At 48.8% G+C, this 13,382-nt stretch carries 12 protein-coding genes; 4 read left to right on the forward strand and 8 right to left on the reverse strand.

The features are described from left to right. Positions 1-8 precede the first annotated feature (8 nt). Positions 9-1,130: a tRNA guanosine(34) transglycosylase Tgt gene (gene tgt, locus BZG78_RS04235; RefSeq protein WP_021022911.1), complete on the reverse strand. Its 1,122-nt coding sequence runs from the start codon at positions 1,128-1,130 to the stop codon at positions 9-11. 107 nt (positions 1,131-1,237) lie between these two features. Next, a complete protein-coding gene (gene queA, locus BZG78_RS04240; protein ID WP_077660460.1) occupies positions 1,238-2,296 on the reverse strand; it encodes a tRNA preQ1(34) S-adenosylmethionine ribosyltransferase-isomerase QueA in 1,059 nt (352 codons plus the stop codon). A gap of 314 nt (positions 2,297-2,610) precedes the next feature. On the opposite strand from queA, the gene BZG78_RS04245 reads away from it, so the two are divergent. Beyond that, entirely contained in the window at positions 2,611-3,051 is a 441-nt protein-coding gene (locus tag BZG78_RS04245) for a CBS domain-containing protein (RefSeq protein ID WP_077660461.1), read from the forward strand. Positions 3,052-3,108: 57 nt separating this feature from the next. Here BZG78_RS04245 and aceA read toward each other — a convergent pair whose 3' ends face one another. From aceA to BZG78_RS04260, 3 genes are all read right to left on the reverse strand, one after another. Beyond that, on the reverse strand, positions 3,109-4,413 hold the full coding sequence (gene aceA, locus BZG78_RS04250) for an isocitrate lyase (RefSeq protein ID WP_021022908.1): 1,305 nt from the start codon (positions 4,411-4,413) through the stop codon (positions 3,109-3,111). Positions 4,414-4,490: 77 nt separating this feature from the next. Further along, positions 4,491-6,098: a malate synthase A gene (gene aceB / locus BZG78_RS04255; protein WP_021022907.1), complete on the reverse strand. Its 1,608-nt coding sequence runs from the start codon at positions 6,096-6,098 to the stop codon at positions 4,491-4,493. A 496-nt stretch (positions 6,099-6,594) separates the two neighbouring features. Beyond that, the gene (locus BZG78_RS04260; protein WP_077660462.1) at positions 6,595-7,527 is read right to left on the reverse strand and encodes a hydrogen peroxide-inducible genes activator; all 933 of its coding nucleotides are present in this window, start codon (positions 7,525-7,527) and stop codon (positions 6,595-6,597) included. Between the two features lie 142 nt (positions 7,528-7,669). Here BZG78_RS04260 and BZG78_RS04265 point away from each other — a divergent pair, with 142 nt between their 5' ends. The 3 genes from BZG78_RS04265 to ppk2 all read left to right on the forward strand — a co-directional run bounded on the left by BZG78_RS04265 (position 7,670) and on the right by ppk2 (position 10,176). Then, on the forward strand, positions 7,670-8,272 hold the full coding sequence (locus BZG78_RS04265) for a peroxiredoxin C (RefSeq protein WP_077660463.1): 603 nt from the start codon (positions 7,670-7,672) through the stop codon (positions 8,270-8,272). Positions 8,273-8,476: 204 nt separating this feature from the next. Continuing rightward, positions 8,477-9,220, forward strand: coding sequence for a copper homeostasis protein CutC (locus BZG78_RS04270; protein WP_077460257.1), 744 nt, complete (start codon positions 8,477-8,479; stop codon positions 9,218-9,220). Positions 9,221-9,363: 143 nt separating this feature from the next. Next, positions 9,364-10,176, forward strand: a complete 813-nt coding sequence (gene ppk2 / locus BZG78_RS04275) for a polyphosphate kinase 2 (RefSeq protein WP_077660464.1) — start codon at positions 9,364-9,366, stop codon at positions 10,174-10,176. A gap of 4 nt (positions 10,177-10,180) precedes the next feature. On the opposite strand, the gene phoU is transcribed toward ppk2, so the two are convergent. The 3 genes from phoU to pstA are packed head-to-tail and all read right to left on the reverse strand — an operon-like array spanning position 10,181 to position 13,382. After that, positions 10,181-10,888 carry a phosphate signaling complex protein PhoU gene (gene phoU / locus BZG78_RS04280; protein WP_021022902.1) on the reverse strand — a complete coding sequence of 236 codons (708 nt, stop codon included), beginning with the start codon at positions 10,886-10,888 and terminating at the stop codon, positions 10,181-10,183. 10 nt (positions 10,889-10,898) lie between these two features. Continuing rightward, complete coding sequence (gene pstB, locus BZG78_RS04285) at positions 10,899-11,717, reverse strand: phosphate ABC transporter ATP-binding protein PstB (RefSeq protein ID WP_077660465.1); 819 nt, start codon at positions 11,715-11,717, stop codon at positions 10,899-10,901. Between the two features lie 18 nt (positions 11,718-11,735). After that, positions 11,736-13,382, reverse strand: a complete 1,647-nt coding sequence (gene pstA, locus BZG78_RS04290) for a phosphate ABC transporter permease PstA (RefSeq protein ID WP_077460255.1) — start codon at positions 13,380-13,382, stop codon at positions 11,736-11,738.

The raw sequence follows: 13,382 nt of genomic DNA on the forward strand, positions 1-13,382 counted from the left end.
ATTCGAAATCAATCGAGCGGTGGCACTTCCTTGCCACGACGCGCGTAGAAATCCGCTACAAAGGCATCTAATCTACCTTCGTCAATCGCGTTACGCAAACCTTCCATGACGCGCTGATAATAACGCAAGTTATGGATAGTATTGAGTCGCGCACCGAGGATTTCATTACAACGGTCTAAGTGGTAAAGATAGGCACGGCTATAATGGCGGCAAGTGTAACAGTCACACTCAGGATCCAGAGGCGAGGTATCACTTTTATGTTTCGCATTACGGATCTTGATCACACCACCGGTAATAAATAGGTGACCATTTCGGGCATTTCGGGTCGGCATCACGCAATCGAACATATCAACGCCACGACGCACCCCTTCCACGAGGTCTTCCGGTTTACCCACTCCCATTAGATAACGGGGTTTGTCTTCCGGCAACTGCGGGCAGGTATGCTCCAAGATGCGATGCATATCTTCTTTTGGCTCACCGACGGCAAGTCCGCCAACGGCGTAACCATCAAAGCCAATCTCAGTTAGGCCTTCTACCGACACATCGCGTAAGTCTTCATATACACCACCTTGCACAATACCGAACAGCGCATTTTTGTTACCAAGTTTGTCAAAATGATTGCGACTACGCTTGGCCCAGCGCAGTGACATCTCCATCGACTTTTTCGCTTCAGCGTGCGTCGCAGGATACGGGGTACATTCATCAAAGATCATCACGATGTCTGAGCCAAGGTCGTATTGGATCTCCATGGATTTTTCCGCATCCATGAAAATCCGATCACCGTTAACCGGGTTACGAAAATGCACCCCTTCTTCAGTGATTTTACGGATATCTCCTAAGCTAAAAACTTGGAAGCCGCCAGAGTCGGTTAAAATAGGGCCATGCCACTGCATAAAGTCATGCAAATCCCCATGCAGTCGCATAACTTCTTGCCCCGGACGTAACCATAGGTGAAAGGTATTACCGAGTAAGATCTCAGCCCCGGTGCCTTTCACTTCTTCAGGGGTCATGCCTTTTACGGTGCCATAGGTCCCCACGGGCATAAATGCCGGGGTTTCGACCGTGCCGCGCTCAAAAATCAAACGGCCACGGCGGGCGCGTCCATCGGTTTTCTTTAGTTCGTATTCCACGAATCCTCCTCAGTGCCAGAGAAACAGTCTGGCGTGTGTCTTATGCTAACAAGGTTTACCCTGCCGCAAGCTTAGATCACACGAAGCCAGGCTTCGCGTGAACTTAATTAATCAGGTTGTTGCTGACGGGTTATAAACATGGCATCGCCATAGCTGAAAAAGCGATAGCGTTCTTCAACTGCCGCGCGATAAGCGGCCATGGTATGTTCGTAACCGGCAAAAGAACTCACCAGCATGATCAAGGTTGATTCCGGCAAGTGGAAGTTGGTGACAAGCACATCCACTAGCTGCCACTGGTAACCTGGATAGATAAAAATCTGGGTGTCATTAAAAAATGGCGCCAGTGATTCACCTTTTTGCTTCGCCGCTTGTGCTGCACTTTCCAATGACCGTACTGACGTGGTCCCCACCGCAATCACGCGTTTACCTTGTGCACGTGTTCGATTGACCGCATCGACCACCTCTTGAGGCACTTCAGCATACTCGGCATGCATGATGTGCTCTTCAATGTTGTCGACCCGAACCGGTTGGAATGTTCCGGCGCCCACATGCAAAGTAACAAAGGCAATATTGACGCCTTTTTCTTTGAGCGTTGCCATAATGGCATCATCAAAGTGTAATCCCGCCGTTGGCGCAGCCACCGCCCCAGGTTTTTGGTTATACACGGTTTGATAACGCTCTTTATCGCTTTCTTCATCAGGACGGTCGATATACGGCGGCAACGGCATATGGCCGATGTCGTTGAGTGTATCCACTACGCCTTTATCGCTGTTTAGCTGGATTTCGAACAGGGCGTCATGGCGTGCCACCATTTCTGCCAGGATCTGTCCGTCATCACCGAGGAATAATTCAGCACCGGGTTTTGGCGCTTTAGACGCGCGCACGTGGGCAAGGAAACGACGTTCGTCGAGCACACGCTCCACCAGCACCTCTATTTTTCCACCCGAGGCTTTGCGGCCATACACGCGTGCAGGGATCACACGTGTGTTGTTGAACACCATCAAATCCCCAGGTTCAACCAGTTCGAGGATATCTTTAAACTGACGATGCGCTACCTCACCGCTGGTGCCATCAAGTGACAATAAGCGACTTGCACTGCGATCCGGCTGTGGATAGCGCGCAATCAACTCATCAGGGAGTTCAAAGTGAAAATCGGATAATTGCATGACGTTTGCCTAGATAAAAAGCAGGCCGCTAGTATAGGTAGCCCACCGTGAATATCAAGCGAGCGAAGCAGGCAATCGTTTCAGTGCGCATTAATAGCATGGCGATATTTACGTTTGAAGCCTTTGGCGGATGATTAACTTTGGCGGATGATTAACTTTCGCGGATGATGTCCTTTTGCAGATTATTGCCTTTTGCGAATAATAGCCTTTTGCGAATAATAGCCTCGCGCAGATAATTGATGTGTATCACGTCCACCCCGTGCCAAGTGCACTACAGTTAAATTAATCCTGTGCACTGATAACAAGGAGGTGCCATGTTTACCGTTGATGATATGATGACTCGCCATCCACATACACTGAGTCCGGATCATACGCTTGATGATGCCCACCGCTTAATGCGCGCGGAACGCTTCCGTCACTTACCCATCGTCGATGATAATGAACGCTTGCTTGGGCTCGTTACCCAGCGCGATGTGCTTTCAGCCCAGGCATCGTCTTTAGGAAGAGCAACCAATGGCGATCATCAAATCCATACCCCACTCGCACAATTTACCGATAAGCAACTTGTCACCGTCTCGCCAGAGGCGTCGTTACGTGCCGCAGCATTATCAATGTTAGCGCGTAAAATAGGGTGTTTACCCGTGATTAGAAATCAACGCCTTGTTGGGATCATTACTGATAGTGACTTTGTCGCCATTGCGTCGACCTTGCTCGAAATTCAAGAAGAAAGCGAGCCGATGGAAGAAGGTGAATAAACAAAAGGGAGTGTATCCACTCCCTTTCTGGCTTCATTTCCATGATAACGGTTTTAATTAAAACTGATCTTCTTCCGTTGAGCCCGTCAGTGCGGTTACCGAAGATTGACCGCCTTGGATAATATTAGTCATCTGGTCAAAATAGCCAGTACCGACCTCCTGCTGGTGAGCCACAAACGTGTAACCACGCTCCGCCGCAGAAAATTCAGGTCGCTGTACCTTCTCTACATAATGGCGCATTCCCTCACCTTGCGCATAAGCGTGGGCAAGATCGAACATGTTGTACCACATGTTGTGAATGCCCGCTAAGGTGATGAACTGATACTTGTAACCCATGTCGGACAGCGCTTGCTGGAAACGAGCGATGGTGTCGGCATCCAAGTTCTTTTCCCAGTTAAAGGATGGCGAGCAGTTATATGCCAATAATTGATCCGGATATTGCGCATGAATCGCCTCGGCAAATTGACGTGCTTCTTCCAGATCCGGTGTCGCGGTTTCACACCAAATCAAATCAGCATACGGTGCATAAGCGAGACCACGGGAAATCGCTTGTTCAATCCCTGGACGCACGCGATAAAAACCTTCTGCGGTGCGCTCACCTGCAATAAAGTCTTTATCATAAGGGTCGCAGTCTGAGGTAAGCAGATCAGCCGCATTAGCATCGGTACGAGCAATCACGAGCGTGTCAGTCCCTGCAACATCCGCCGCCAAACGCGCTGCAACCAGCTTTTGCACGGCTTCTTGGGTTGGCACCAATACCTTTCCACCCATGTGACCACACTTTTTCACTGACGCCAATTGATCTTCAAAGTGGACGCCTGCTGCGCCTGCCTCAATCATATTGCGCATCAACTCATAGGCGTTGAGTACACCACCAAAGCCAGCTTCGGCATCGGCAACAATAGGGAGAAAATAATCAGTCCCCTCTTCTGGGGTTCCACCTTTTGACCACTGTATTTGATCCGCGCGGCGAAAAGCATTGTTGATACGTTTAACAACCGAGGGGACTGAGTCAACTGGATACAGTGACTGGTCCGGATACATACTGGACGCTGTGTTATTGTCGGCTGCCACTTGCCAGCCTGACAAGTAAATAGCTTCAATGCCGGCTTTTGCTTGCTGCACAGCTTGGCCACCCGTTAACGCGCCCAAGCAGTTAACATAGCCTTTTTTCGCACTGCCGTTAACAAGGTCCCACAGCTTAGCTGCGCCGCGTTTAGCAATGGTATTCTCGGGGACAAAAGAGCCGCGCATACTGACCACTTCTTCAGCGGTGTACGTTCGCTTTACGTTTTTCCAGCGTGGATTTTCAGCCCAATCCTTTTCCAGTTGCGCGATTTGTTGTTGGCGAGTCAAAGTCATGTTCCATTCCTCTTTGTTAGCAGAGCCTTGTCAGCCCTTCGCTTTCATTCCATGTTGTTGTTTTGCTTCCATGCCCATTAAGGCAAATACTCGTACCCTGGTAAGGTTAAGAAGTTAACTAGCTCATCACTGGTTGTCAGCTCGGCCATTAACGTTGCCGCTTGGCGGTATCGCCCTTGAGCAAAACGTTCAGTGCCCAGTTCGTTTTCAAGCACAGCCATTTCTTCTTCGAGGTACTGCGTAAATAGCTCTTTGGTTACCACGTTGCCATTGCTGAGCGGCTTTTGATGCTTGATCCATTGCCAGATCGACGCACGCGAAATTTCGGCGGTCGCCGCATCTTCCATCAAGCCGTAAATCGGCACACAGCCATTACCCGAAATCCATGCCTCGATATATTGGACCGCAACCCGGATATTGTGGCGCATGCCCGCTTCGGTGCGTTCTCCATCGCAAGGCGCAAGCAAATCCGCCGCGGTAATTGGCGCATCTTGCTCACGAGAAACCGTTAGCTGATTCGGCTTATCGCCGAGCGCTTTATCAAAAATGGCTTTTGCCGTGTCTGCTAATCCGGGGTGGGCAATCCAGGTTCCATCATGGCCATTATTTGCCTCTAGCGTTTTATCTTTTTCGATTTTCTCGAGCACTTGTTGGTTTTCGGTTGGGTCTTTGCTCGGGATAAATGCCGCCATCCCTCCCATGGCCAATGCACCGCGCTTATGACAGGTTCTCACCAACAGTCGCGAGTAGGCATTGAGAAAAGGTTTGTCCATGGTGACCACCTGACGGTCAGGTAGCACCCGATCAGGATGATTACGAAGTGTTTTGATATAACTGAAAATATAATCCCAGCGACCGCAGTTCAGCGCGACGATGTGATCGCGTAAGTGATATAAAATCTCATCCATTTCAAACACGGCCGGTAGGGTTTCGATCAATACGGTTGCTTTGATCGTGCCTCGGCTTAGCCCAAATTCATCTTCTGCAAATGAAAACACATCGCTCCACCACGCCGCTTCTTGATAGGCTTGTAGTTTGGGCAAGTAGAAGTAAGGACCGGATCCTGTCTCAAGCAACCGACGATAGTTATGGAAAAAGTAGAGCGCGAAATCAAATAAAGCCCCAGGTAGCGGTTTACCTTGCCACATGACATGTTTTTCTGTCAGATGAAGGCCCCTAACCCGACAGATCAGGCGCGCGGGATCATCGTTAAGTTGATAACGCTTTCCTGTCTCTGGTTGTTCGTAGCTGATGGTGCCGTTGATAGCATCGCGCAAGTTGCGCTGCCCCTCGACCACTTGTGGCCAAGCTGGTGCGAACGAGTCTTCAAAGTCCGCCATAAACACTTTCACATTGGCGTTCAGGGCGTTGATCACCATTTTCCGATCCACTGGGCCAGTAATTTCTAGCCGTCGATCTTGTAAGTCTTTGGGGATGCCACGAATGGTCCAATCATCGTGGCGAATCGATTGCGTCTCAGGAAGGAAATCGGGCAGCTCTCCCGCATCAATACGCTGTTGGCGCTGCTCGCGAGTGGCCAGAAGCCCAGGTATACGATCCGCAAATCGATTAGCCAAACTGGCTAAAAAACACAAGGCATCATCGGTTAGGATTTCTGCCTGCGCTGGGGTAACGGTCTCGTTAATTACCAGTGATTCGCGTAAGGTTGAGCATGCTTCTGTCATATCGCCTCCCTGGCTGTCATTTGTAATCCAATCACAACAAAAGTTGTTTACGGACATCAAGTGGCATCTCACTCACTCAACGCCACGCTAGTTATCTTACGTTGACTCAACCTCGGATAAAAATCAACCTAACACCTCACACCTATCAATCAAAAACCAATAATAAACACTTAAAATCAGACATTTAAATAGTTTAGAGCATAAGCTCGAATATGCTTTTTTGAATGGATTAGCAGAATGATGTAACACTGCTACCAAGATCATGTTTTTGTCACTTAAGTGTAACCACTTACGTAATTAAGTTACAAAACAAGCCACTAGCAACTGAACAAAAAAGTTGTTTTTTTATTTAAAATCATAATATTAGCTGTAAAAATAAAAGCAGCACTCAGGCATGCTGCTTTTTTTCGTGATAATAATCCAACGTCGCTATCGCGGTTTTTATGACTCTCAAACAGAATATAAAACTAATTTTTTACCTTTAATGTAGAATTTATCACTGATTTTCGGTCAATATGTCTTTACCTGTTGGGGAAAGCAGTCCTGTCACCAGATCAGCGAGATTATTAAAGGTCTCTAATCGACTGGAAGATGGCCGCCATACCATGCCGATATCACGATAGGCTGCTTTTCCTGGTGGGGTTTCTAGATGCACATCTAAATTAGCAATTAAACCATGATCAATCGCCATTTGCGGTATAAAGGTCACACCATTGCCGTTGGCCACCATTTGCACCAAGGTATGTAAACTGGTCGCCATAAAAGGATTAATCTTCTGCGAGGCAGTCATCTGACAGGCAGAGACAGCATGGTCGGTGAGACAGTGTTCACGCTCTAATAAAAAGACAGACTCATCGGGGAGGGATTCATAATCAACGGGCAATGTAAGCTGTGCTGCTTGTTTGCCGCTCATGACCATTTTAAAGGGATCGCGGCCAACAATTCGACGCGTCATGGTGCCAATATCCATGGGGAGTGCAAGGATCAATATGTCCATTTCGCCATGTTTAAGCGCCGTGAGTAAATTGGCGGTAGTATCCTCGCGCAGCAGTAAATCTAAATTTGGATAGCGTTGATTGACTTGCTTGACCACATCACATAGTAAAAAAGGTGCAATGGTCGGAATACACCCTAAACGCACCTTACCATGCATGGGATCAGACTTAACTTGCGTTAGCTCCATAAGATCTTGGCTACGGGCGAGAATCTCCCGGCTTCGGCGTACCACCTCTTCACCCATGCCGGTGAGGACTAAGGTTTTATTGTCACGCTCAATCAGCTGTGCTCCAATCAACTCTTCTAGATTTTGAATCCCTGCGCTCAGTGTCGACTGGCTGACAAAGCATAATTTCGCCGCCTCACCAAAGTGACGCGTTTCTGACAGGGTAACCAGATAGTGTAGCTGCTTTAATGAAGGATATTTGTTCATAACGTCATATTTTAAACAATCGTATTTTCCGATTATAACAATCTATTAATTCCACTTTTTTCAATCTAACAAGTTAGCTATAGTTTGTCTCGCTTATATAGGAACCTGATTATCAGGACAACAATTAAATAGGAGCTGAGATATGGTACTCGTAGGTCGTCAAGCACCAGATTTTACTGCCGCTGCCGTACTAGGTAATGGCGAAATCGTTGATARCTTCAACCTGAAAGAGTTCACCAAAGGCAAAAAAGCAGTTGTCTTTTTCTACCCACTCGACTTCACTTTCGTGTGCCCATCAGAGCTGATCGCATTCGATAAGCGCCTGAGCGATTTCCAAGCTAAAGGTGTTGAGGTAATCGGTGTGTCTATCGACTCTCAGTTCTCACACAACGCATGGCGTAAGACAGCTATCGATGATGGCGGTATCGGCGCAGTGAAATACCCACTGGTTGCTGATGTGAAGCACGAAATTTGTAAAGCATACGATGTTGAACACCCAGAAGCGGGCGTTGCATTCCGTGGTTCATTCTTGATCGACGAAGACGGTGTTGTTCGCCATCAAGTCGTTAACGACCTGCCACTAGGCCGTAACATTGACGAGATGCTACGTATGGTTGATGCATTGAACTTCCACCAGAAAAATGGCGAAGTTTGTCCTGCACAGTGGGAAGAAGGTAAAGCAGGTATGGCTGAGTCACCTGAAGGTGTTGCCGCGTATCTGTCTGAGCACACTGACGACCTGTAATAAGGTTACGTGCCCCGCACTGAGCAATGTGCCCGCACTAAGCAATGTAACAGTATAATGAGGCCCGGTTAAACCGGGCCCTTTTTTATTGTCTCTCAACGCCTTCCTTCCCTCCCGTTTCTCTACATGTCACACCTTGTCTGATTTGTTCATGACGCTTGCTCTGGTCACGGTTATGCTAGACCGTTCAAACAAGGAGCACCTATGACCGTCACCGTCGAAGTATGTATTGATAGTATCCAATCTTTATCGATTGCTCAGCAAGCGGGCGCAGACCGTATCGAGCTTTGTGCTTCACTCAAGCTCGGTGGCCTCACGCCAAGTATGGGCACCCTGAATCAAGCGATGCAACAAGCTCGCGTGCCTATTTACGCGATTATACGTCCACGAGAAGGGGACTTTGTTTATAGCCATGATGAAGCTGAAGTGATGCTTAAAGATATTGCCACTGCCCGCAAAACTGGCTGTCATGGCGTGGTGATTGGCGCCTTACGCCCAGATGGGACAGTAGACTTAACGTTACTCGATGCCATGCTGGCCGAAGCCCGAGGTATGGGGGTGACGTTCCATCGGGCGTTTGATCATTGCACCGAGCCAATGGCAGCGTTAGACGCCCTCATCGCGCGACCTGCCGTGGAACGTATTCTGACCTCAGGTGGTGCCAACCATGCCGAGCAAGGCAAAGAAACACTAAAAGCCTGGGTCGATTACGTCCGTCATACGCCGCTTCGGATCATGCCAGGTGCCGGGATCACAGCGCATAATGCCGCAGAAATCATCGCTCATACCGGCGCACGAGATATCCACCTGTCCGCGCGTACCACACAAGCAAGCGCCGCCCACACTCATGCGATGGCGACGATGGGTGAAGGTGAAAAGATCGGTTACCCCATCACTGATCCCATGCAAGTCAGGGCGGTAAAGCAGGCAGTCGCTCGATTCAGTTAAATGCAATACGCCAGCCGCTCTCATCATACTGTGATTGACCAAACCTTTTTGTCGAGAAGCTTGTGTCCTAGAGATAAGGATATTGCATCTCACCGTTGAGTTTCCTAACTTGAAATGATGTTTTTCACAAAAGGAGTGCTGCTTTGTCGGATAAAAAGCCCCCTAAAATCAGTAAAAAACACTACGAAAAAAAATTGCTTGAGTTGCAAGCCGAGCTAGTCAAATTACAAGAGTGGGTAAAACACAAACAGCTGAAAGTCGTGGTGATCTTTGAAGGGCGAGATGCTGCCGGTAAAGGTGGGGTGATAAAACGGATTACCGAAAAACTCAACCCACGCGTGTGCCGTGTGGTTGCACTAGATAAACCGACGGAACGCGAGCGCACACAGTGGTATTTTCAACGCTATATCGAACACCTTCCAGCGAGCGGAGAGATAGTTTTATTCGACCGCAGTTGGTACAACCGAGCCGGCGTAGAACGTGTCATGGGGTTTTGTACCGAGGAAGAATATGAAGAGTTTTTCCGCACTTGCCCTGAATTTGAGCGAATGCTGATCCGCTCGGGGATTATTTTGCTCAAATACTGGTTTTCCGTCTCCGACGAAGAACAAGAAAAGCGTTTTGCCGAGCGAATAAACACGCCAATAAAACGCTGGAAATTTAGTCCCATGGATTTGGAGTCACGCAGCCGCTGGGTGCAATACAGTGAGGCGAAAGATCGCATGTTTGCTTATACCGACACCAAGGAAAGTCCATGGTGGGTAGTGGAGGCTGATAATAAAAAGCATGCGCGACTTAATTGTATCGCGCATCTTCTCACCCAGATCCCTTATCAAGAGATTGAATACCCAGACGTTATTCTTCCCGAGATCAGCAAAGAGGGCTATGTGCGCATGCCGCTTCATGACCAAAGTTTTGTCCCTGATAAGGTCAGTGAGTGGATCGATAACGACTAAACGCCTATTTGAGGAGCTTTTCGAGCTCCTCCTTTTGAATGTGACGAACATCTTTCCCTTTTACAAAATAGATGATGTACTCACAAATATTCTGGCAGCGATCGCCCACGCGCTCGATCGCACGCGCTGACCACATCACTTTTAGCACATTAGGGATAGAACGAGGATCTTCCATCATATAGGTCATCAACTGACGCAAAATTCCCTCATACTCACGATCGAGAGAATCGTCTTTACGGTAGACTTTCATGGCCGCATCAATATCCATCCGCGCAAACGCATCCAGTACGTCATGCAGCATTTTGGCAGCACGCTGACCCAATGCCTCTAGAGAAACCAAAAAAGGTTGCTGAGAATGACTGGCATTGTCCAATGCCATTTTCGCGATGCTATCAGCCACATCGCCAATACGCTCTAGATCCGTGATGGTTTTAATGATTGCCATCACCAGGCGCAGATCGCTTGCCGTCGGTTGGCGCTTAGCAATAATCCGTGTGCAGGCCTCGTCAATGGCGACTTCCATGCCATTGACTTTGTGATCTTCACGAATCACATGGCGCGCTAGCTCTTCATCTTGATTGTGCATGGCACGAAGAGCATCGGTGAGCTGACGCTCCACCAGCCCCCCCATCGCTAGGACGTGAGTGCGAATCGCTTCTAACTCAGCATTAAATTGGCCAGAAATATGGCGGCTAATATTGTAATTATCCAAGGCCTGCTCCTTATCCGTAGCGACCGGTGATGTAATCTTCCGTCTGTTTATTTTTTGGTGTGGTAAACAAGGTGTCAGTATCCGCGTACTCTACCAAGCGGCCCATATTAATAAAGGCAGTTTGGTCTGACACCCGTGCCGCCTGCTGCATATTATGGGTAACAATCACCACTGTGTATTGTTTTTTAAGATCGTTGATCAACTCTTCAATCGTCAGTGTTGAGATAGGATCCAGCGCCGAAGAGGGCTCATCCAGCAATAATACTTCTGGCTCAATCGCGATTGCTCGGGCGATCACCAACCGCTGCTGCTGTCCACTTGAAAGACCAAACGCATTATCGTTAAGACGATCTTTTACCTCACCCCACAGCGCCGCACCTCGCAGTGAACGCTCCACCGCATCATCTAAGGTTCGGGGATCATGAATGCCTTGCAGCCGCAATCCAAAAACGACATTTTCATAAACGGATTTCGGAAACGGATTAGGACGCTGAAATACCATACCGACTTGACGGCGTAACGCAGGCACATCAACTTCGCGGCGATAGATGTTTTGCCCATGTAAGGTGACTTCGCCCCGCACGCGACACCCATCCACCAAATCATTCATGCGGTTAATGCAACGCAGTAAGGTCGACTTCCCACACCCAGAAGGGCCAATAAACGCTGTGACCTTGCCCTTCGGGATACGCATACTGATATCAAACAGTGCTTGAGTCGCCCCGTAATAAAGATTCAAATCCCGAATAGCTAACGCCGTTTGCTCGTTCGGTAAGTTTCCCAAATCTAAGCTCGGCGTGGCGCCTATAGGCGGGTTTATCGAAAACATCGAGCAGGATCCTTATCGTTACAGTTCTAATGCGCGATATTTTTCACGCAAATAATGACGGATACCGATCGCGGATAAGTTCAGTGCCACGATCACAGACACGAGTAAAAACGACGTCGCATACACCAAAGGTCGCGCAGTCTCGATATGCGCACTTTGAAAGCCCACATCATAAATATGGTAGCCGAGATGCATAAACTTCCGTTCTAAGTGTAAGAAAGGAAAGTTGCCATCAACCGGCAGAGAAGGCGCCACTTTCACCACCCCAACCAACATTAAAGGCGCCACTTCACCGGCGGCACGGGCAACCGCTAAAATTAACCCCGTCATCATCGCCGGGCTTGCCATCGGTAAGACGACTCGCCATAGCATTTCAGACTGGGTCGCGCCCAAGGCAAAGGCACCATGACGGACGCTTGTAGGAATACGCGCTAGCCCTTCTTCTGTTGAGACTATCACGACCGGTAAGGTTAAGATCGCCAACGTTAACGCTGACCACAGAATACCTGGCGTACCAAACACCGGCGCGGGTTGCGCCGCTTGATAAAAGATATCGTCAATGGTGCCACCAATGAAGTAGACAAAAAAGCCTAAACCAAACACACCATAAACAATGGATGGCACCCCAGCGAGGTTAACTACCGCAATCCGAATCAACCGAGTGAACGCCGTTTTAGGCGCATATTCATGCAGATAAATCGCCGCGACCACGCCCAAAGGGGTAACAATTACTGCCATTAATAAGACCAGAAAAACGGTGCCAAAAATCGCCGGAAAAACCCCACCTGCGGCATTACTGTCACGCGGTGATTCAGATAGAAAAGCCGCCACTTGGTGCCCCCAAAATGTCAGCTTATCGACGCCGCTCATCGCGTTGGGGTACCAAATATTTAGCACATTCTCGAGCGGCAATGCGACCTCATCACCATGGCTATCTTCGACAACCAGTTGCCCTGTTTTCTGTTTATCCCGCAACTGTGCGAGCTTTTGCTCCAGTTGTTGATACTGAGTGAGCAACTGCGTGCGGCGGGATGCAATCTGCGATTGGGCGCGCTTGTCCAACGTCCCCTCAAGTTCGCGAGATTTTTCCTCTAATCGCAACTGTTCGAGCTGATAATTCACCCCTGACAGATGGACTTGTTCAATTTTATTGATTGCATCACGACGTGCCGCCAAATCCGCCAGTTGCTGACGCAGCGCAGAAATCACTAATCCATGACGTGTACCGCTTTGATCAATATACGCTGTTGGCTTGCCATAAAAGACACCGTTCTCGCTGCGCTCAATCATCGCCATCTCAATCGGCGTGTGTTGGCTTTTTATCTGAAACGCAAGTAACTGACGAAAGTCGAGCCCTTCTCGTTCACGGTTGCCAATTTTAACCACCAAGCGCTGATACGCGGATTGCCGGTATGCGGGTAAGCGAACACCGGCGTCTATAAGCTGAGTCGCATCAACCTCATCGGTTCGATAAATCTGGCCAACGACAGTTTCTACGCCCTGTTCCGTCTGTAACTCAAAACTGGTCACCGGTGTGGGCCAAAAATAGCCTAAGCCACGAACACCGAGCAAGAGTAAGACACCGAGAATGGCAATAAGACTGACGCTAACCATCCCTGCCGTCATCCAGACCCAAGGCGTGCCAGATTTTATCCATGGACGCAT

This window comes from Salinivibrio sp. MA351 (assembly GCF_001996065.1).
In the GTDB taxonomy this organism is placed as follows: Bacteria; Pseudomonadota; Gammaproteobacteria; order Enterobacterales; family Vibrionaceae; genus Salinivibrio; species Salinivibrio costicola.